General features: G+C 51.6%; 15 protein-coding genes. All 15 read right to left on the bottom strand.

What is annotated here, in order from left to right:
- Positions 1-140 precede the first annotated feature (140 nt).
- Entirely contained in the window at positions 141-3308 is a 3168-nt protein-coding gene (locus tag ABV298_RS07375; protein ID WP_353721506.1) for a PVC-type heme-binding CxxCH protein, read from the bottom strand.
- 44 nt (positions 3309-3352) lie between these two features.
- Complete coding sequence (locus ABV298_RS07380; protein ID WP_353721507.1) at positions 3353-4231, bottom strand: ThuA domain-containing protein; 879 nt, start codon at positions 4229-4231, stop codon at positions 3353-3355.
- Positions 4232-4412: 181 nt separating this feature from the next.
- The gene (locus ABV298_RS07385; protein ID WP_353721508.1) at positions 4413-5072 is read right to left on the bottom strand and encodes a hypothetical protein; all 660 of its coding nucleotides are present in this window, start codon (positions 5070-5072) and stop codon (positions 4413-4415) included.
- The gene (locus ABV298_RS07390; protein ID WP_353721509.1) at positions 5017-5754 is read right to left on the bottom strand and encodes a hypothetical protein; all 738 of its coding nucleotides are present in this window, start codon (positions 5752-5754) and stop codon (positions 5017-5019) included. The genes ABV298_RS07385 and ABV298_RS07390 overlap by 56 nt, the downstream gene beginning before the upstream one ends.
- A gap of 80 nt (positions 5755-5834) precedes the next feature.
- Positions 5835-6329, bottom strand: a complete 495-nt coding sequence (locus ABV298_RS07395) for a vanadium-dependent haloperoxidase (protein WP_353721510.1) — start codon at positions 6327-6329, stop codon at positions 5835-5837.
- Positions 6280-7149: a hypothetical protein gene (locus tag ABV298_RS07400; protein ID WP_353721511.1), complete on the bottom strand. Its 870-nt coding sequence runs from the start codon at positions 7147-7149 to the stop codon at positions 6280-6282. The genes ABV298_RS07395 and ABV298_RS07400 overlap by 50 nt, the downstream gene beginning before the upstream one ends.
- Positions 7149-7997, bottom strand: a complete 849-nt coding sequence (locus ABV298_RS07405) for a VCBS repeat-containing protein (RefSeq protein ID WP_353721512.1) — start codon at positions 7995-7997, stop codon at positions 7149-7151. The genes ABV298_RS07400 and ABV298_RS07405 overlap by 1 nt, the downstream gene beginning before the upstream one ends.
- On the bottom strand, positions 7969-8631 hold the full coding sequence (locus ABV298_RS07410; RefSeq protein ID WP_353721513.1) for a VCBS repeat-containing protein: 663 nt from the start codon (positions 8629-8631) through the stop codon (positions 7969-7971). The genes ABV298_RS07405 and ABV298_RS07410 overlap by 29 nt, the downstream gene beginning before the upstream one ends.
- The gene (locus ABV298_RS07415; RefSeq protein ID WP_353721514.1) at positions 8567-10216 is read right to left on the bottom strand and encodes a CRTAC1 family protein; all 1650 of its coding nucleotides are present in this window, start codon (positions 10214-10216) and stop codon (positions 8567-8569) included. Before ABV298_RS07415 ends, ABV298_RS07410 begins: the two co-directional genes overlap by 65 nt.
- Positions 10116-10469, bottom strand: coding sequence for an FG-GAP repeat protein (locus ABV298_RS07420; protein ID WP_353721515.1), 354 nt, complete (start codon positions 10467-10469; stop codon positions 10116-10118). Before ABV298_RS07420 ends, ABV298_RS07415 begins: the two co-directional genes overlap by 101 nt.
- 141 nt (positions 10470-10610) lie before the next feature.
- Positions 10611-12215 carry a SusD/RagB family nutrient-binding outer membrane lipoprotein gene (locus tag ABV298_RS07425; RefSeq protein ID WP_353721516.1) on the bottom strand — a complete coding sequence of 535 codons (1605 nt, stop codon included), beginning with the start codon at positions 12213-12215 and terminating at the stop codon, positions 10611-10613.
- Positions 12216-12223: 8 nt separating this feature from the next.
- Positions 12224-15334: a SusC/RagA family TonB-linked outer membrane protein gene (locus ABV298_RS07430; protein ID WP_353721517.1), complete on the bottom strand. Its 3111-nt coding sequence runs from the start codon at positions 15332-15334 to the stop codon at positions 12224-12226.
- Positions 15335-15664: 330 nt separating this feature from the next.
- Entirely contained in the window at positions 15665-17005 is a 1341-nt protein-coding gene (locus tag ABV298_RS07435; RefSeq protein ID WP_353721518.1) for a VCBS repeat-containing protein, read from the bottom strand.
- The gene (locus ABV298_RS07440) at positions 16932-18959 is read right to left on the bottom strand and encodes a CRTAC1 family protein (protein WP_353721519.1); all 2028 of its coding nucleotides are present in this window, start codon (positions 18957-18959) and stop codon (positions 16932-16934) included. The genes ABV298_RS07435 and ABV298_RS07440 overlap by 74 nt, the downstream gene beginning before the upstream one ends.
- 78 nt (positions 18960-19037) lie before the next feature.
- The gene (locus ABV298_RS07445; protein ID WP_353721520.1) at positions 19038-20582 is read right to left on the bottom strand and encodes a SusD/RagB family nutrient-binding outer membrane lipoprotein; all 1545 of its coding nucleotides are present in this window, start codon (positions 20580-20582) and stop codon (positions 19038-19040) included.
- Between the last annotated feature and the right edge of the window lie 7 nt (positions 20583-20589).

The following is a 20589-nucleotide window of genomic DNA, read 5'->3' on the forward strand; positions in this document are numbered from 1 at the left end:
TAAATCTTTATCGCCTCTAATCGTAATATCATCCGGATTTGTTAGTAACCGAAAAACGACGATCCGACCGCAATAAATACAAAGAGCGGAAGAAAAACCTCCGCTCTCTGCAATTACTTCATATAATTATAATGCCGGCACTACAACTTTTCCAATGGATGGTCCTTTAAAAGCTGTTCGGGCGAATAAAAATCCTTCTTGCTTTCCGTCGCTACGCGTACCTGTTTTACTTTTTCGGGAGAAATAGCCGGCGCCTTATTTCCAAAAGAGTTACGAACGTAAGTCAGTACCGCGGCTACCTCGTCGTCCTTCAACAAACCTGCGAATGGGGTCATCGGAACCTGCCCCGGGTATTTTTTGCCATTTACCTCGATTGGCCCCAGCAAACCTTTCAGGGCGATCTTGATCAGTCTTTCCTCGTTCCCTGTCACCCACGGACCCGACAGCGGCGGAAAGCCGGATGCTTCCAGGCCCCTGCCGTCAGGTTGATGGCAGGTAATGCAATAGCCTTCTTTCGCGTAGATCTGCCGGCCCTGGTTAAACAGGATCAGATCGTTCCCTTTCAAATTGGTGGTAGCTACGTTCTGCTTTTCCTTCTTCACGTTCTCTCCTTTCAAATGCGCCACGGCAGCTTCGTGCGCGTGGATCATCCAGTCGTCGAGCGGCATTTTCTTGGCTTCTGCCAAAATCGGCAAACCTTTTTCCTTGCCGATCCACGAGGCAGCTACAATGGCCATCAGGCGTACCCGGCTGTTTTCGTCACGTGCCGCCTGCATGAGCAGCTCCGCCTGATCGGGCACCTGGTGGCCGGTGTAACGAACCACCTGCACCGCTGCGGCGCGCGCGTGGTAATCCTTCGCTTTCAGCAACTGTTTCAACAGTTTCCGGTCGACCTTGTTCATGCCCCAGCTTACCCACAATCCTTCGAGCAAATGATGCTCGTAACGCGGGTCGTTCTTGTCCAGATTCGCGACCCAGGTATTCAGTTTCGACAACACCTGCGAGGCGTCACGGCCGCGCAATTCGCGGCGCGTACGGTAGCGCGTGCGGTATTCGGGCAGTTTCAGGTTATCCAGCAGTTCCTCGATACTCGCGCCGTCGATTTTTGCAGGAGTTACCAGCGGGCGCGACGGATAAGTTATACGGTAAATACGGCCATGCGAATGGTCGCGCAGCGGGTCCCGCGCGTTGTGCTGCATATGGCCGATGAGGATGTTGTGCCAGTCGATCACGTAAAGCGAGCCGTCGGGCGCAAACTCCATGTCAACCGGACGGAAGTTGCGGTCCTCGCTCACCACCAGGTCCTGGCGGTGGTGGCTCTTGTAACCTGTACCGTCGTCGGTCAGCGTATGCTCTTTTGTTCCCAGGAAACCAATGGTATTGTTGATCAGGAAATCACCTTGCAGTTCGTCCGGAAAATGGCGGCTGGATACAAATTCCAAACCCGACGTGGGGCGTACGCGGTGCTTGTCCTCCACCAGCTGTACCGATTTGTGCGTGGCCTCGCCATACCGCGGCAAAACGGTTCCGGGCAGCATCCAGCGCACATCCGGGCTCGACGTTTCGGCAAAAAACGGCTGGCCCCAGTCATCGAATGCGATACCCCACGGGTTCGGGATCGAAAGCTGTGCGGTGCGTTCGAGCTTTTTCAACTGCGGCGCATAACGATAAAAACCGCCATTGGTCGCCCGCACGGGGCCATACGAAGTTTCCACATTGGTATGCAGGAAAACACCCTCGCCGGAGTAAATAGCGCCCGACGGGTCCACCGTGAATGCATGGCTGTTGTGGTGTGTATCGTGGTCGTCGAAGCCACTCAGCAGGATCTCTTCTTTATCGGCCTTACCATCGCCGTTCGTATCCGTCAGCAATTTCAGGTTGGTGCCCTGCGAAACATAAACGCCTTCTTTGGCAATCTCAAATCCGAGCGGCAAATGCAGCCCATCGGCAAAAACGGATTGCTTGTCGGCCTTGCCGTCGTTATTGGTATCCTCGAATATGATAATCTTGTCGTTCGGCTTCGAGTCGCCCGGCTTGTAATGCGGGTAACTAGGCATGGTGGCTACCCACAAGCGTCCTTTATTATCGAACGACATCTGCATGGGTTTTGCCAGATCCGGAAATTCCTGTTCGGAAGCAAAAAGTTCGATTTTATAACCTTGTGGCACTTTAAGCTTGGCCAATGCATCGTTTCCGTATAAATAGGTGAGGCTTCCGTTCTTTTCGGGATTGAAATTCGTTTTTACCTGCGGCAATGCGCGGGTGTTCTTATCCGCCGCCGCGAGATCCATCTTCTCCCCTTTCGAAGCCGCCAGCCAGATCGCCTGGTCACGGATATCCGTCATCTGGCGAATCTTTTCAATTTCCGCGGGGTAGTTATCCGGTCCGAAAGGATTGTAGCGACGGCCATACACATGCACTCCGTTCGGGATTTTGTAATCGTTATGCCACATCCAGTTCTTCTCGTTCACCGCCGCATGCACCAGCTCACGATTCTTGCCTTTTTCAGGTGCTTTTCCGAAGATTTTATCCACAAGCAAAACGCCCAGCTTTTTGTAGCCTTCCGCATTAAGCTGCGAGCCATCGATTGTCAGCGGCTCTTTGGTCTCGGCATACCATTTCTGCGAAGGAGCGAATGCGTCTACAAAAAGTACTTTATTCTGGTCGGCCACCTCTTTCATTGCCCTGGTATACAACAGCAGATTTTCGTTCTCCTTTTTACCGTTCGGCAGGTCATACCTGTCGGAGAGGTCCTCGAAAGCGATAGGCGAGACGATCACCAGTTGCGGCGCCGACGTTCCGTTATACTTCTGCTGCAAGGTCCATTTAATGAATGCGTCGAGCTCGGCCTTGTAATTTGCCAGTCCCGCTTTGCCTTCAAACGACTCGTTATAACCAAAAAACGAAACGATCACATCCGTCTTCAAGCGGGTGAGCCATTGATCCGGCGTATCGAAGTGGCCTTCACTCTGGGAAGGATTTGCCAGCTCCGTCTGGAATTTCTCCGCTCCCGGGAATGCCCAGGGCGTGTTGCGGCTCGCGTGCGGCCGAAAGCCGGGCGTATCCCCGCCGTCGCACATATTGCGGATAACAAGGTTATCGTCGGGATAACGCATGTACAACTCCGTTTCGAAGTTGTCGTAATTCATCATCCGCGATCCCAGGTTATTACCCATCAGGGAAATATGCGTGCCTTTGCCGATTTTGACCGGGCCGGGCTGGTTCAAGCGGAACGCGCTGAATGCAATGACTGCCAGTCCAAATGCAATGAGCGATGAATAAACGCTGATTTTTTTGGGTTTAGACATTTGAAAGGATTTTAGATTGGGTATTGGGTAGCGTTATATGAAAGTTATTTGGCTTCGCGGTAAGGTACCTGGATATCCATTTTTCCCTTCCATTCCTTCGGGATTTGCAGGCCCAGCTCGTAGTGGATTGCATTGATGACGAGTCGTTGGAAAGGTTCCAGCCTGAAATCTTCGGGATGCCCGAGCGTCGTCATGAACACTTTTCCGCCAAATGAGTTGGTACCCGTCCAGGCCACCGGATTTTCGATCGCCTCTTTATCGGGATTTACGGATTTACCCATAAGCAGCCACGTCGAACCTTTGGTCGGATAATCGGGCAATACGCGGTACAACCAGGAGCGTACGTGAAAGGGACCTTTCACGCCTGTGAGGATCGGGTTTTTGGCCTGTTCCGGAATCAGGGTCACGTCGGTGCTGCTGTTATGGCCGTAATGGGTGTGCTTCGCCGCGCCGCCCCATCCCGGAGGCGCATTCAACGCGAATTCGCCGAAAGCGTTCCACTTCTCGCTTTCATGGCCTTTGGGGAAATTGAATGCGTGCGTGGAGGTGCGGAAGCCCATTACGGGCTTGCCGGCTTTGAGGTAAGCCTCGATATGCGCCAGTTGGTCCGGCGGCAACTGACGCCAGCGGAGGTAAAAAACGGCCAGGTCAGCGTCCTTCAATGCTTCCAGACCGGGGATATTCTTTTCGCTGTTATGATCGGGATAGGCTTTGAGGACGATCGTGCGCATGCCGTAGTTTTTTTCAAGTTCGGCCGCGATGATTGGGAGCGTTTCCTCGCCGCTGTACTCATGATCGCCTGTGACGAAAACGACGAGCGGTTTCTTGCTTTTTTGGGAAGACTGCGCGGCCGCGGAATGCGTGCCGGCCACCACTGCAAATGCCGCAAAAAGGAAGCAAATGCAGAACTGTTTCAATTTCATGATAAAAGGATTAAGATTCAAGCCTAGCGAGTAAAGAATACCTGTATAATGCAAAATGTGGCATAAACTACTGTGAGCGGCCATGCCCAAAAGTCATCCGAGGACAACTTTTTAAGAGGCCGTCAAAAGGAAGACTGTTTTGTACAACTTTTCCCTTAGTTAATTACAACGAAGTTTAATCTCAGACAATGAGCTTGTCCTGCTGGGCGGGCTGGAAATATTTGGAATAAATATCCCGGTAGATGAATAGCATGAGATAAAGCTGCCGGTACCTGCCAACAAACGCGTCGTCATCGGCGGATTCTTCAAGCAAATCTTTGAGTGCTTTAAAGCTCAAGCCGGCCAGTTCCTGAAACTGTGAAGCGATTTTCAGGAGCTTGTCGCGGTGCTCTTTGAACAGTTTTACCTGCTTCTCCGCCTCTTCGAAAGTTTGCTCACCCCGACGGTACTTTTTTATCGGAGGACAAAAAAAGGCGGAACAGGTATGCGGACGAGGCTTATCATAAACTGAACAACAGCCCGAAAAGTGCAGACAGGGCAAGCTAAAAAGCCGCGTACCTTTGATTTCGGTAGTCGACAGCCCCAAATCATCGGCGATTTTTTTATCCGCTTCGTCACGCACAAATCCATAAGGGAACAATGTACCATCACAGCACAGTCCGCACGCAACACAAAGGCCTGAAACGTCTTTTTCCCTGTCCGTCATCTTAATACTTGTCAGATGTGTAAATGACAAAGATAGAAGCATTGGCCTCAAACGCAAAAACTTAGCAAAGGCACCTGCTTCACATAAATCGAAACCCGAGCGTAATCGAGAACCGGGAAAGATCCACACTGTCATCTTTCGACAAGTGCAGCGTTTCGGTGCTGAATTCGGTTTTGCGTTGAAGGCGGTAAATGGCCCCCATCATAGCCGTACCGGTGAGGTTGAGGGCGAATTTCGGGCTCACGGGCTGTTCAATACCGACGCTGACGCCCCAGTTCATGGTTTTGCCCGAGAATGTCAGCGCCTGTGTGCCAACGGTGCTTTTGTTTTCATAAGGCTGGTAACCCAGCAGTAGTGAGGTAAGAATGGCCGTTCTGCCGTTTTTCAGAAAGGAGCGATGAATAACGCCACCGCTTAGATGCTGGATCGTCACCTTCTCGGTTTGAGAGCTATCCATTCGGGCATCACCTTTGTACATTTCGTAGCGGAGGCCAAAACCTACGTGTTTCCACGGAAACCAGGCGATATCACCGCCGAATGCGATACCGGATTTGAGATCTTTAATATATTCCTGCTCGTCGTGACTGGTGATCCGGCCCGCGCGGAACAGCCGGTAGGCGTACCCGCCGTTGAGGCCGAAAGTCCACCGTGGAAGTACCGGTACATCTGCCTCTTTTTCCCTTTCAACTGTCTTTCCCGAATGATCAAACGCCTCTTCGCGGTCTTTCCTCCATTCGGTGATGGGTGCTTCCTGGGCGATGGCAGACTGACTAACCATACCCAAAACAAGTAACAAAGCGGCAAACGATCTGATCATTATTTGCGGAACGCGGCGATTTCAAGAGTCCAAAACTACTATTTTCAGGCCACATTCAGGCTTCCGGCTTTCAGAAATTGTCATAAAGCAGGTTTTACACCGGCTTTTTTCAGTTTTTCGATAATAAATGCCCCAATGGCCCGGCCCTGGTCCTGCCCGTTCTCGATGGCGTCGCGGTAATGGATTCCTCCGTAAAGTCTTGAAATAGCCGCCTCTTCCGATGCCTGGCGGAATGATTTGAAATCCCGCGCCGGCAGTTCGAAAATCACTTCGGTATCGTCGCGAAAAGCGAAATCATCGCCGAGAAGAAAAGTCAATATTTCGGCCACGGCGGTGGAAATAACGCTATGCCCGCTGGTGTACTCCGGAAAAGGCGGGGTTTGCAGCAAAGGTTGCCACTTCGGATCGATAGCCCGGTTAATCACGGTTTCGGGCCTTACCCGGCTGCTGCGGTACTTCTCATCCCAGCAACTGATGAATGCGTCCATGAGCGTCGCGGCCGCCAGCGAATGCACCATAATGCCTTTATCGAGATCGAGGTTGGCCTTGGCAATAGCGATACCGGTAATGTTCATCCAGTGCCCCCCCCGGGCTGATTTTCTTGAACCCGATATTCATATGTCCCGATGTGTTGATCGCAAACGGGTTGCAATCCCAGTAAGAAGCGATGAAGCGTTGCTGCTCCGTCAGGTTTTGGCCTACATTATAAACCTCTTTCACCAGTTTGTAAAATGCGCTCGAACTGTCTTTGCTGAACTCCACCGGCGGTTTCGGTATGAACTGATCGCATGAATCGATCAGCATCGGCCGTATCGTTTTCCAATGCGGTTCCACACCTTCTATATAGCCTGGCGGGGTCGGATACCAGTAGGCATCGCCCTTTTTCGGGCGGTAACGCAGTCGCGTGCTGAGCGTAAGGTAGCCGTCCGTAGCAGCATCGGCCGCGACCTTTCCGGCAACTTCCCGCGCCACGGCAACCGATTTGTCGATAACGGTTTGCGGATACCCTTCCCTAAGCAATGCGATAATCAGCTTTTTCTGATCCTCTTCCAGCATGTACCCCGACGGGATAATGAGCCGGCCCGTTTCGAGGATACAATACAACGCCGCGATCTGGTAATCATAATCCTTCGCTACCACGGTCACCGGATTAATGCTTTTCGTAAAAGTCCCGGGCGCCACGATCTGTTTGTTGTTCAATGCCACGATCTCGTGTGCCCCCATGAGGCAATAGGTATAAAACCGGCTGGCCGCAGGCGGATTCACCACGTCGTGGATCATTACCATCGTCACGGAAAAAACAGCGGGCTGCAAGTGCTTCCTCAGCTCCTGGCGGGCGGAGCCGGCCAATGCGGATTGGGAAAGGATTAAAAGAAAGAAGAGGGTCCTGCGCATTACTTTTTATAATTTTTGTAAAACTGCAATGGCTCGTTGAATGCGCCAATGACTAAAAATGGTTGATTACCGATCCTGATTTCGACTGCCGACTTTACATCACCATTCACCGACAACCCGGAATCGGCCTGGCCCACGAAGCGGAAACCTCCTTTGCCGTCGCCAATGAACAGGCTTCCGTAATTGGCATCCATACTGCCCAGTTTGAGCCGGTTACTGGTTTTATTGCCCAAAAGCAGCAAGTCTTTTCGTCCGTCGCCATTGTAATCTTCGGCCAGAATCTCACACACGGGCCCGAATTGCGCACGCGCGGGCATGGCTACTTTTTCAAACTTGCCGTCGCGGTTCATAAAACACACGCTGCGGAGCTCCCTTGCTTCGAGTTTACCTGCTTTCGCAAGCTCCGCGGCTGGAATTACATCCGGCATGGTCGCATTGGCATAGTCCCGGTAAAAAGAAAATTTCTTCCGCATCGGGTAAATCTGATCGTTCAGCTCGTCGCGGCTTACAAACGGGTAGGATTTGCCCTGCACGTAAAAATTAAAGAAGGGGTCAATGGAGCCATTCTTGTCGAAATCAGCGAAATACAACTCAGCGGGCTCTTTTTCGGAAGCCTTTATCTGCGAATTCAGGCCCAGGTTACCGGCCAGTAAATCAGGTTTTCCGTCACCGTCCAGGTCTTCTATTTTAACGGCATTCCAAAAACCGCTTTCCTCACCGGCGAAGTAATCGGCAGTTTTGTCTTCAAAATCTTTTCCATTATAGGTAAAAATCTTCACCGGCATCATTTCCCCGACGATCACCAGCTCGGCCCTTCCATCACCGTTCAAATCCCCCCCATTGGGCATCGGTAACCATTCCTATCTTGAAAAATGGCGATTCTCTGGCCTCGAAACGGCCCTTGCCGTCGTTGACCAGTAAAAACGAAGCGGGTGCTTCCGGGTAGCGTCCGGGAATAATCCGTCCTCCTACAAACAGGTCGAGGTCACCGTCGCGGTCAAAATCATACGGCCGGACGCACGATTTGCTGCTTGCCTTCGTATTCGGCACGGAAAGAACGGCCAGGCTCAAGCCGCCCCGGCCGTCGCTCAGGTAGAGTTCATCCTGTAACGAAACCGTATTCGGTTCGAACATCGAATAGCCTCCTTTGGCAATATAGAGATCGTCGAAGCCATCGCCATTGCCGTCAAAAAATACTGCGGCGGAGATTGCCGAAGTGTTCTCATCCCCGATCGCAAAACCAGGCATTTCAATGAAAGACCCGCTTTTTTGCTGCAACCAGATCTTCGCCTGTTTATGCTGATCGCCGCTCACAAAAATATCCTCCAGCCCGTCCCTGTTCACGTCGCCCTTCGCCAGCACCGGGCCCGTTTGTGAGTACATCGAGAGCATTAATGGCTGACGCTTGAAGTCGTTTTCACTGGAAGCCTTCGTGTTGGTAGGCGATCGCAGGCGGCTGCTTTTGAAACAATGCCTGCGCAATACCGGCCTTTTCGCGCCTGTCCGCCTTTCTGCTGCCGCTTTTTTCTACCGTCAGCAGTTGATTGCCCTTTACGTTTTCCAGGATCTGACTGGTGCCGTCGGGCCATAAAATCTGCACCGTGTCCACTACGGAAGCCTCTCCGAGCCCGAAATGCAGGCGCAGCGGCGTGCACGACAGATACCCGCGATTCGGGTTCACTTCCTGGTATTGTAATGTGCCCTTGTTTTTCAAATAAACCCTGGTCCCTATTCCGCCTGCATTGGCTCCGTCCTGTTTCAATTTGAGTTGCAGCCAGTTGGTATTCTTTGTGTCACTTGCCGTATTTTGGTATACAAATGCAGGCTCATTGATATTGTTGACTATCAGATCGAGGTCGCCGTCGTTGTCGAGGTCCGCGTACACGGCGCCGCTGGACACCGATGCGTGTTCAAGCCCCCAGGGCTGCTGCATCCGGGAAAACGTAAGATCCCGGTTGTTCCTGAAAATGTAGTTGGCCAGCATCGTGGACGGCATCGCCTTCACGAGGTCCATGAGCTGGAACGGCTCCTTGTCGATGGCCCTTTTGATCTTATAGTCGCCCCAGTATTTGAGAAAATCCTTGTTGGTATAATCCCGCAAATAGCCGTTTGAAACGAAAAGATCCTTAAAACCGTCGTTATCGAAATCGGCGAAAAGCGGCGTCCAGCTCCAGTCGGTATTGGAAACGCCGGCAAACTGACCTATTTCGCTGAATGTACCATCCCCATTGTTGAGTTGCAGCATATTCCGCATATACTGCTTTTGCAGGTCCTGGTTCACCATCAGCTCGAACGCCTCATAGTTTTCCTGCAACTGAAGCAGCTTCTGCCGCTGGTTGTCCTCGGGCAGCATGTCCAGCGACATTACGTCCGGCAGGCCGTCGTTATTGAAATCCGCGATATCGATCCCCATCGAAAACTGGGCAAGGTGCCGGAAATACTGCCGGGTCACGTCTTTGAATGTGCCGTCGTGGTTGTTGATATAGAGGTAATCGGGCTCGTTGTAATCGTTGGTAACGTAAATATCTTCCCAGCCGTCCTGGTTCACATCGGCAATGGCGAGACCGAGCCCGAAGGTCAGCGGATATTGATGGATACCCGCCTTCTGCGTGACTTCCACAAAACGGTTTTTCCGGTTTTCAAAAAGCTTGTTGCCCGCGAGTTCGTCGGTTTGAGTCCGGAACTTCGCCAGTTCCATATTGTCGATCTTTTTAGTGGTATGATTGAGCAGCATCATATCCAGATCGCCATCGTTGTCATAATCAAAAAAAGCGGCCTGGGTGCTGTACGAGATGTTGTCCAAACCATATTCTTTCGCCTGCTCAACGAATTTAAGGTTCCCCTGATTGATAAAAAGCTGATTTTTGCGGTCTTCGTCCTTTACTTTTCCCGAGTAGCAAATGTGGATATCGAGCAAGCCGTCGCCATTTACATCGGCCATTGTCACGCCCGTTTTCCAGCCGCCCCTACGTCCTTCCAGTCCCTTTCCGGCCGACGACGTAATGTCTTTGAACTTCATCTTTTCTCCTTTCGCGCCGAGGTTCAGGTAAAGTTTGTTGGAACCCATATTGGACGTAAAAAAAGAGATCGTCGAAGCCGTCGTTGTTGATGTCCCCCACTGCCACGCCGCCGCCATTGTAGTAGTATTCGTAGGACATTACATTCTGGTTCTCCGTTTCGCTGATGGGGTTCACGAAATCGATCCCGGTCTGTTTGGCGTCGAGCAGGCGAAACAAAGTATGCTGCGCACTGACGTCAGTAAAAGGTAATGTCAGCAGCGAGATGGCGGGCAGGTAAAAACAAAGACCTTTTTGGTTCATTGAAAGCACGATACCGATTTAGAAAGGAAGATTTACTACTAAAATAAAAAACTTCAACCGAAAGTTGAAGTTAAAACTTAGTGCAGTCGTCGGGAAGGAAAGCACCAGGAAAAATAACATTTCCCGGCGCTTTCTTACTATTTATTTATCCCACCAAACTCTGGACACCCAATTGTCGCCACTCGCCAGACGCCCTACGGCATCGGAATAATTGGCGCTGTTCTGTGTCGCCTCGGTGGTCGGGTAAGGCTGGCGGCGGGGAATCGTTCCGTTGGAGAAGTTGCCCACGTAATTCACCGGCGTCAACACGGGGAATCCCGAACGTTTCCAGTTACTCCAGGCCTCTACGAAGTTGAACTGGATACCGGTGGTTGCCCAGTATTGTTCGTTGATCTGCTTCAATGCATTGGCAGCGTCCAGCGGATGCGCGGCTGCATAGGCGTCGGCCGTTGCGGCATCGATCGCCGCGGCCACCCCGTATCTTCCAATAGACTGAATGCCGGCAGATAGCCCGTTCTTGTAGTGCGCGGCTGCCGTTCCTCCCACGGCAAAACCGCGGCTCGCAGCCTCCGCCAGAAGCAACTCGGTCTGTGCATACGTCAACACGAAGATCGGCCCGCTTCTCGAACGGTAAATGCCTGTCGGACGGGAATATTTGCCGATCGGCGTCATATCCGCCCCTGTGCCGGTGCCGCCGGGATATCCGGCCGACTTCGTAATATCGGTAGCGCCTCCGTTCATGTCATAGCCATTCGGCAGGCCCAGCTGGTTGCCGGGAGTTGAATCGCCCGCATTGGTAATATTCTGGTTGGCGGCAAGGCCCGCCGCGGGAACCTCCGCGATTTTTCCCAATCGCGGGTCGTTACCTGCTTTCAGGTAATCGATCATGGTTTTGCTCCATCTTACCTGGTAAATATCGGCGGGCGTCGACAACGCCGCGCCGTTACCGTTGGTATAACCGTTTGCATCGTCCATTACAATGTAAGCGTCATCGTTAACGCTGGTGAAAACACCTCCCGTAGCAGCCTTTTCAGCGTAGGTCTTGGCCGTCGCCAAATCCGCTTTTGTGAGGCGCATCGCTAGTTTCAGCATCAGGGAATAACCGTATTTCTTCCATTTGGCAATATCCCCTTTGTAATTCGCAAAAGCATCATTGGCAGGAATTGCAGCGGCAGGATTCAATGCAGCCACGGCGGCATCCAGGCGGGCCAGCAGCGATTTGTAGATGCTTTCCTGCGTATCGTAAACCGGAAGCGTAACGCCCGATTTGGCCTGCAACGCCTGGGTATACGGGATGTCACCATAAATGTCGGTGATCGTCGCAAGCGCCTGCACCTGCATGATGATCGCGATGTTGGTCAGGTTGACCAGCGCCGGCTTATCCTTCGTCAGTTGTTCCATTTCGTAGGCCAGGCTGGCAGCGCGGTAGCCCGTGTTCCACGAGCTGGCCAGATAGGAGTTCGTATTGCTCGAAATCACATATTTGTCCGCGTTGGAATAATAGTTGGCCGCACCCGACGTGGTAGACGCCAGAATCTGCACCCACATACTCTGGAACAGGATCGAGCCATTATAACCAGCCGTTGCATTGGCATGATTGAACTGGACCGACGGCAATAGGAGATTCGGGTCAAAATTGTCGGCCGACGCCTTGGTAGGGTCGGTATTCAGTTCATCGAATTTGTCCGTACAAGCCAAAGGAAGCAAGCCTGCGAGGACGATCATATTGATTAGTCTCTTTTTCATATTTATGCTTATTTGAACTTGAAGGCTACGTTAACACCGTAATTGCGCGTTGCAGGCAAGCTGGTACCCTCGATCCCCGCGTATTTCAGGTTAGCACCGAACGTAGCTTCGGGATCTATGTTTTTGGTCTTCTTCATGAAGTAGAACAGGTTCCGCGAAACCAGTGAAATGTTAACGGCACGGATCAGCGGCCATTTTTCCAACATTTTGGCAGGAAGGTTATACCCCAAAGTCACCTGGCGCAGTTTGATAAAGTCGCCGTCAAGAACGCTGATGCCCGTTACATTGTTGGCCAACGCCGTGTAGTAATCCTGGGCGGTCGCGGTAACTGTGTTAGCTGCGCCGCTTTCGGTTACACCGGTCGTAATACCGCCTTCTCGGCCCACCAGGGTTTCTTTCGCCAAGCCACGGCGGTATGCGTAGTTTTCGGTCGCGGAAAGGATTTTGTTACCGAAGTTATAGTCAACCAGAAACGACAGGTTCACATCACCGAAACGAAGGTCGTTATTCAAACCACCATAAAGCGTCGGCAATACAGTTCCGTAGTTTTTCAGCTCTCCACGAACCGGTAAACCCGATGCATCCACGACGATCTGGCCATTCGATGCATATTTATAGTCGTAAGCACGGATCTGCGGGCCAGCTTCGCCTACTACGAATGCGGTTACAGCATTACCCAGGGTAGCCCGGTTCTGGCCAAGCAAAATCGGATTATTGTCGGCGTCCGTTCTCAGGATTTTGTTTTTAACAGAGGTAAGGTTGAAAGACGTATTCCATTCGAATTTTGAAGTTCTTACAGGCGTACCCGTCAGCATCAATTCCAGACCACGGTTTTGAATGGAACCGCTTGCCACCACCCCGCTAGTATAACCCGTTGCGCTGCTGTAATTTGCAGGCATGATCTCGTTGTTGGTCTTTTGGTTATAATATGACGCATCTAAGCCCAGGCGGTTACCGAAGAATTTTAATTCCAGACCAACCTCCACTTCATTTTTTGTGAAAGGCTTCAAGAACAGGTTGGGAAGCGCAGGGTCAAAATTCCCCGTTGGTACTCCGTTGAAGGCATTACCAACGGCGTAGTAAACAGCAGTTTGATAGGCACCGTTGCGATCGCCGCTCGGCTCGCCGCTCGTACGGGCATATGAAGCTCGTACTTTGCCAAAACTTAGTTCGGAAACGTTCAATAGGTCCGTAAAGATAAACGCTCCCGTTACCGACGGAGTAAAAATACTTCTGTCAGTACTAGGCAGGGTTGAATAGGCATCGTAACGACCGGTTGTACTCAAATTAAGAATACCCTTATAGCCAAGGTCGATGCTATAATAGGCAGAATGCACCTCAGTGTTAAATACGTCGTAGTTACGGTTGAAATTCACGACGTTGTTCCAGCTATACAGGTAAGGTAATACGAACGGACTACCGCCAATGCTCACTTTCTCATACTGGTTCTTACGAATATTGCCACCTACGAGTGCGTCGAGAGAAAGGTCGCCGAAAGTCTTGCTCACACCGATCAAACCATCGAAGTTCAGTTCAGTGCGCTGGGCATTGGATAATTCGTCCAAACCGCCTTTTGCGCCATTGGAATAGGCAGTTCCCCACGGTGTAACCTTGAAGATGCGGTCGTTCGCGTTGTCATAACCCATACGTGCCTGAGCGTAAATCCAGTCGGTGAACTGGTATTTCGCGGCCACCGCGGAAATCAGACGTTTACGGGTCACATCGTTCACAAACTGGCTGGTTACGAAATATGGATTAGTAACATACTCATCGTCAGAGAAAACAATTTCCTTGCCTGTTACAGGGTCGTAGCCCGGCGCGAGAATACGTTGGTCGATATTGGTTGCAAGGAACATTCCGTTGTTGGCGTTCATCGGGCCGTCGCTGAGAATAGGCTTACCGTTAATCTTCTCATTGATATAGTTGGCCATTACATTCACACTCAACTTCTTGGTAATATTCTGGTCTGCGGTCAGGTTGAAAGTTCTCCTGATCAAACCGCTGTTTTCAATGATGGCCTTATTGTCCAGATTTGCAAATGACAATCTGAAAGAACCATTATCCCCGCCTTTGGTTACCGCAACGCTGTTCGTAAAGTTGCTACCATTGCGATAAAAATGCTTCACGTTGTCTTTCTGCGCCGAATACTTGTAGGTCTTGCCATCGAACTGAACGATGTCGGAACCATCAAGTTTCGCCCCCCAGCTCATACGCGCCGTTTGTTGTGCCAATGCTGTAGTGGCGGGTTTCTGGCCGCCGATGCCTTGTCCGTACTCATATTGGAAATCGGTCATGTCACGTGGTGCGTCCAGCGAATAATTCAGATTGTAATCCACTGAAAAATCGCCCTTTTTTCCTGCTTTGGTTTTAACGAGGATTACCCCATTAGAAGCGCGCGCACCATACAAGCCCGAAGCAGCCTGCCCTTTCAGTACCGTCATCGACTCGATGTCGTCCGGGTTGAGGTTTCCCAAACCGTCCCCGCCGTCGGCTCCGCCCCATTCGCCGGCGCTGCCGCGCTGGGTATTATCCATCGGCACGCCGTTGATGACGATCAACGGGGAACCGCCCGAATTCATACTGGGCATACCGCGCATGAGGATCTTCGCCGTTCCACCCGGACCGCCGCTGGTTCCTTTTACGTTCAAACCGGCCACACGTCCGGCCAGGGAGTTACCCACGTTGGTTTCCCTAGCTTTGGTCATTACATCTCCCCCCACGGTGGTTACCGCGTAACCCAGCTTCCGGGCTTCTTTTGAAATACCCAGCGCGGTTACAACCACTTCTTCCAGATTGGCGACGTCGGGCGCCATTTTGACATCGAAGGTGCTACGGTTGCCAACGGATACCTCCTGTTTGAGATAGCCGATCGAGCTGAATACCAGGATATCGGTGTCTTTTACTCCCGCCAACGAAAAATTCCCTTCCACATCCGCGTTCGTACCCCTCGTTGTTCCCTTCACCGTTACTGAGACACCAGGGAGCCCCTGGTCTTTTTCGTCGACGACCTTACCTGAGACAGTCCGTTCCTGAGCAAAGGAGGTCAACGATGCAAAAAGCAGAAATAGCCCCAGAGGGAAAGTCCCCTTTCCCAGGACCATGCGTAGCTTTTCTTTCATAGGTCGATAAATTAGTAAATTTTAAATAGGTTAAATTTGGTAAAGACCGAATAATTGGCATGCAAAAACCCGTTCAAGGCAAATATCATAAAATATTTTATAATTAAATAATTTTAAAAACGGTTTGTATTTAGGTTATATTTTTAATATTTCTTTAATGTTTTGATCAGCCATTTTATAAATGTTTGATCCGCACGTCGTTAGGATTTCCGGGTACGTAACCAGTACTCGGCGTGCTCCCCGGCTGTTGTTTTTACTATAAAGGCCATAAAAAATGCCCGGAAAGCGCCATAAGGGCGATCCGGGCAAAATTGGAATCTTAATGAAAAATTAATTTCCGCCGCCTGAAAAACGGTAGCTCACGAGTGGCCCGTTGTTCACGGCGCCCAGGAGATATTGTGCACCGCTCATTTTCAAAACAGCCACGTCACGAACATCGCCCGTGACGTAGAAACCGCTTTTATATTGAGGTAAATACCTGAAATTCAACGATCCTTTATTACAGAACACCTGTAACAGACTGGCATCGTTCTTACCCATTCTTACCCGCGTCTGTTTTATATTCCCGCCCAGAACGATGTCGGGCTTCCCGTCGGCATCCATGTCGTGTACGGCGATAGCGTGCACCGGGGCAAATTGCGCTTCGACCGGCAACGGATGGAAAATGAATTTTCCATTCGCATTTTCCAGAATTCCGGTCCGGTATTCACTGGCTGCTAACCCCCTGGCCGCCTTCAATTTTTCTTCCGAAAGCATTTCCGGTAATGTTGCCTTCGAATAACTTATATAATCGGGATACTTCTTTTTTAGTGAGGGAATCTGGTCGAGCAATTCGTCACGGCTGGCGTAAGGATATTGTTTGCCGTGCTCTTCGAGGGCTATTACCGGCACCACCCTGCCAAGATTGTCAAAGTCGGCAGCATAAAGCGCCAACCCGTCGGGGGAAGTAATATTCCACTGCCAGTTCGTACCCATATTCCCGACAACGATGTCCGTATCACCGTCGCCGTCCAGGTCTGCCGGGTGGAGCGCATTCCAGCAGCCGTGAAGACCAGCCGTGCCCCATTTTTCGCTGGCATCGGCGAATGTTCCCTTATTATTGACAAAAACCTGCACAGGCATCCAGTCGGCAGTTACTATCAGGTCCGGGAAGCCGTCATTTCCAAGGTCTTCGAACACCGCATCGGTAACCATGCCGGCCGCCCGTAGCGCCGGGGCCTGGCTGGCGGTGGCATCGGTGAACATGGCTTTACCATTATTGACCAGCAGTACGCCTCCGGAACTTTCGGGAAAGCGCCCCGGCGTCGCCCTCGAACCAAGGAAAATATCGAGGTCTCCGTCCTTATCCACGTCCGCTGCTGCTGCCGCAGCGGCGTTGAGCCCGACAGCTGGAAATGGCACTTTTTTGAAGGCGCCTTTTTCATTGAGGTACAACCGTGGCGCCAGTCGCGGATCGTCCGCATTCAGTTCGTAACCGGCGCTCGTCACCAGCAAATCCTGGTCGGCGTCGCCGTCGGCATCAAAGAATACCGCGTCGGCATCCTCAAAAGCCGCATCGCTTTCGAACGCCCGCTGGGGCGACCTACGGAATGTACCATTACCGCTCAGCCACAAAACCCCCCGATTGCCCCCGCGCCCCCGCGATATAGAAGTCGTCGATGCCGTCGCCATTAATATCTGTTTGTGCCAAATGCGGCCCCTGGTAGGTAAGCATGGCCGGCAACAGGGTCTGAATGCGAAAATCGTTGCGGGCGTCCTCTATATGTGTAAAGTCGATAAGCGGCACCGGACGCCACAAAGGAGCAGGACCGGCGGATTTGTCGGCCACATTACGGGCATCGCCATACCGGAGCGTTATTTCCTTTCCGCTCACATTTTTCACCGCCTGCCTGCTGCCATCGGCCCACTGCACTTCCAGCGAATCGATACGGGTGCGGGTACCCAGCCCGAAATGCAAAGCATCCCATTGGGCCGACTGGAACCCGCGAACGGGAATGAAATTCTGCGTCTGGGTGAGCGAGTCGCTGTAGAGCGTTACTTTCGAGCCGGCCAAACCGGCATATTTGGCTGAAACCAGCTTGACCCGAAAGGTGTTGTTCCCGGCCAGCATTTTCTCCGCGTTATTACGGTAAATGAATGCCTTCCGGCCAATATTGTTGGTTACAAGATCGAGGTCGCCATCGTTATCAAGGTCGGCATAGGCGGCTCCATTCGACTGGTTATTGTTTTCAAATCCCCATTCCTTGATCTTCCGTACGAACGTGAGGTCTTTCCGGTTCTGGAAGATATAATCGGGCTCGTTGATCGGCGGCATTTGCGCGATGATTTCCATTTGCTTCGGCATATCGCCTCCCTGGTTGCCTTCTACCTGCCTGTCGGCGGAGTATTTGAGAAACTCCATATTGGTATAGTCCCGCGCATAGCCGTTGGAAATGAAAATATCCTTCCAGCCATCGTTATCGAAGTCGGCTATGAGTGCGGCCCAGCTCCAATCGGTATTGGAAACACCCGCCAACTGGCCTATTTCGCTAAAAACCGGCACACCCTCAGGATTGACCCCATTATTGAGCTGCAACATATTCCGCATGCTTTGATCGTGGAAACCCGCGCGAAGAAGTTGCTGGTACTTGTCGAAATTATCATCACCGGAGGTTAATTTAATGCGCTCGTTAGAGCCGGGCAGCATGTCGAGCGTCAGCACGTCCATCAGGCCGTCGTTATTGATGTCCGCCGCATCGGTACCCATCGAAAACAGCGATACATGCCCCATCGACTCCCGGATCACCTCTTTGAACTTCCCGTTTCGCTCATTCAGGTACAGATAGTCGTTTTCGTTGTAGTCGTTGGCAATGTAAAGGTCCTGCCAACCGTCGTTATTAAAGTCATTGACATTAACCCCTAACCCAAAGCTCAGCACATTGGAAACGATACCTGCCGAATCGGTAACGTTCGTAAAACGGCCGCTGTCGTTTCGGAGCAGTTTGTTCCCATATGCGTCGTTGCGCTGCTGACGGTAACTGGCAAGCAGGTTGCTGAACCCGGCGTATTCCTGTAACGAATGGTTCAGCAGGAAACAGTCGGTATCGCCGTCGCGATCGTAGTCGAAAAAAACGGCCTGCGTTGTATAAGAAGCGTCGTCCAGGCCATACTCAGCCGCTTTTTCGGTGAAAGTGGGAATCCCGTCGGCTGTTTTGCCATTATTTACGTACAGGAGCTTCGTACGCAGGCGCGGGTCCTGCGCACCGGCGCGGCACACAAAAATGTCTATCCAGCCGTCGTCATTGATATCCACCAGCGACACGCCGGTTTTCCACCCCTCGTTCAAACCTGTCCCTGATTTTTCAGAAATATCCTCGAACTCCATATCGCCGCGGTTCAGGTACAACCTGTTGGCTACCATATTGCCTGTAAAATACAGATCAACCAGCCCGTCGTTGTTGAAATCCGCAGCCGCCACGCCTCCTCCATTATAGAAGTAACCGTACCGGAGCACGTTGTTCTCTTCATCCTCGTCGATGTAGTTATTGAAATCGACGCCTGTTTTGCCGGAGTCTAGCAAGGTGAAAAGGGTTTCGTCTTTTTTGCAGCCTGAAAGGAACACCAGCAGGAGTAAAATTTTTCGCATAGGATTACGGGACTGCAAAAAAGGCAGACACCTGGTCTGCCTTTTTGTTTGATAAATACTTCTTTAAAAAACCGTTGATCAGGGCTTATCCCACCATAAACGCGTACTGGACTTATCTTCTCCCCCGAGCTTGGTAATGGCATCGGCGACCGCTTTTGCGTTCGTTTGCTGTTCGCCGATCACAAAAGGCGTACGCCTTACGACCGCGTCCTTCGGCGAGTCGGGATTATCGGAGTTGATACGCGCATATAATTTGGGGTAACCGGTGCGGCGGTATTCCGCCCAGGCCTCATGGCCATTGGGATAATTCGCAAGCCACTTTTGGGTAATGATCTGTTCCAGTTGCTTGGCCGGGTCGGCAGAGAATTTCACCGGAATGTCGCTTAACGCAGGTGTTTTTACCATGTCGTTCAATGCTATCGGAGTCGTCGTTCCGTTGATATACGCGGTAATCACGGCTGCGTCGGTAATCCCCCATTGCTTGAATGCGGTTTCGATCCCCTTTTCGTAGAACTCCTTTGCCGTTCCGCCCATTGCCCAGCCTTTCAACGCACCCTCGGCACGCAGGAAATACGCTTCGGACGCGTACATGATCGCGAACGGGTTTTTATCCTGTACTGCAGGAAGGAATTGATCGGCGACATTCGATGTCGCGCCCGCATTGTTTTCAGGAGCTCCCAGTTCGCCCTGGGTATATCCGTTGCGCAATCCTTTGAAATTGCTGGTTCCGGGAACGGGCGCGAAGTACTTGCTGATCCGGGGATCGGCATATCCTTTCAGAACACTTTCCATAGCCGCGCTCATGCGGAACTCGTTCCAGGCCGTAGCCTGGTTCATCGGGTTGAAGGAATTGGCGGTCACTTTCAGGAAGGCATCGTCGGCGTTGGTTGTAAAAACCCCTGCTGCGACAGCCGCTTCCGCCTCGGTTTTCGCCAATGCGGGCTCTACTTTTGACATACGCATGGCAATGCGCAAACGCAGTGTGTTAGCAAATAAAATCCATTTATTCACCTCACCACCATAGATCTGATCGACTGTATCGAAGATTTTCTTCCCCCTGAATGCTTCAAGTGCCGTCGCGGAAGTTTTCAGGGTAGTAAGAAAGTCCTTGTAAATAGCCTCCTGTGAATCGTAAGGGACATCCGGCCCTCCGTTGCCAACCTGCGAATAGGGGATCGGGCCCCAATAATCAGTTCTCGGCAAATACATATATACCTTCCAAATGCTGGCTATCGCGAACTTGCCGGGGTTGGGATATTTCCCACTGGGGCCGGTGTTTTCGAGAACGCCTATCAAAGCGGGTACGGCAGTACCATAGAAGCCGCTCCACGCTCCGTTGAGCCAGTTACCTACCATTACGTTCCGGTCCGACGAGAAGTTCTGGGCAATATTTGCAAAGTATTGCCCCTGCAAATCGGCGAAGAGACTTTGAAATGTCTGCCAGCTCGCCTGAATGGAACGGTACTGGGCCGCGGCGAATGCATTCTCCGTACCCAGCTCGTCCAGCTCGGTGAGCTTCGTCTTGTTCGTATTGATCTCCTCGAAATCGCCTGTGCAGGAGTAAATTCCGGCGGCAAGCGTTGTCAGAAGCGTCAGCGCTAATATTTGATATTTTCTTTTCATTTCTTTT

It is taken from the genome of Dyadobacter sp. 676 (assembly GCF_040448675.1).
Classification (GTDB): Bacteria; Bacteroidota; Bacteroidia; order Cytophagales; family Spirosomataceae; genus Dyadobacter.

What these genes read in the sequence shown, in the direction of transcription:
- ABV298_RS07375 (WP_353721506.1), bottom strand. Translation starts at nt 3,308, where the DNA reads ATGTCTAAACCCAAAAAAATCAGCGTTTATTCATCGCTCATTGCATTT.
- ABV298_RS07380 (WP_353721507.1), bottom strand. Translation starts at nt 4,231, where the DNA reads ATGAAATTGAAACAGTTCTGCATTTGCTTCCTTTTTGCGGCATTTGCA.
- ABV298_RS07385 (WP_353721508.1), bottom strand. Translation starts at nt 5,072, where the DNA reads ATGACAGTGTGGATCTTTCCCGGTTCTCGATTACGCTCGGGTTTCGAT.
- ABV298_RS07390 (WP_353721509.1), bottom strand. Translation starts at nt 5,754, where the DNA reads ATGATCAGATCGTTTGCCGCTTTGTTACTTGTTTTGGGTATGGTTAGT.
- ABV298_RS07395 (WP_353721510.1), bottom strand. Translation starts at nt 6,329, where the DNA reads ATGAACATTACCGGTATCGCTATTGCCAAGGCCAACCTCGATCTCGAT.
- ABV298_RS07400 (WP_353721511.1), bottom strand. Translation starts at nt 7,149, where the DNA reads ATGCGCAGGACCCTCTTCTTTCTTTTAATCCTTTCCCAATCCGCATTG.
- ABV298_RS07405 (WP_353721512.1), bottom strand. Translation starts at nt 7,997, where the DNA reads ATGCCCAATGGGGGGGATTTGAACGGTGATGGAAGGGCCGAGCTGGTG.
- ABV298_RS07415 (WP_353721514.1), bottom strand. Translation starts at nt 10,216, where the DNA reads ATGGGTTCCAACAAACTTTACCTGAACCTCGGCGCGAAAGGAGAAAAG.
- ABV298_RS07420 (WP_353721515.1), bottom strand. Translation starts at nt 10,469, where the DNA reads ATGAACCAAAAAGGTCTTTGTTTTTACCTGCCCGCCATCTCGCTGCTG.
- ABV298_RS07425 (WP_353721516.1), bottom strand. Translation starts at nt 12,215, where the DNA reads ATGAAAAAGAGACTAATCAATATGATCGTCCTCGCAGGCTTGCTTCCT.
- ABV298_RS07430 (WP_353721517.1), bottom strand. Translation starts at nt 15,334, where the DNA reads ATGAAAGAAAAGCTACGCATGGTCCTGGGAAAGGGGACTTTCCCTCTG.
- ABV298_RS07435 (WP_353721518.1), bottom strand. Translation starts at nt 17,005, where the DNA reads ATGGCGACGGCATCGACGACTTCTATATCGCGGGGGCGCGGGGGCAAT.
- ABV298_RS07440 (WP_353721519.1), bottom strand. Translation starts at nt 18,959, where the DNA reads ATGCGAAAAATTTTACTCCTGCTGGTGTTCCTTTCAGGCTGCAAAAAA.
- ABV298_RS07445 (WP_353721520.1), bottom strand. Translation starts at nt 20,582, where the DNA reads ATGAAAAGAAAATATCAAATATTAGCGCTGACGCTTCTGACAACGCTT.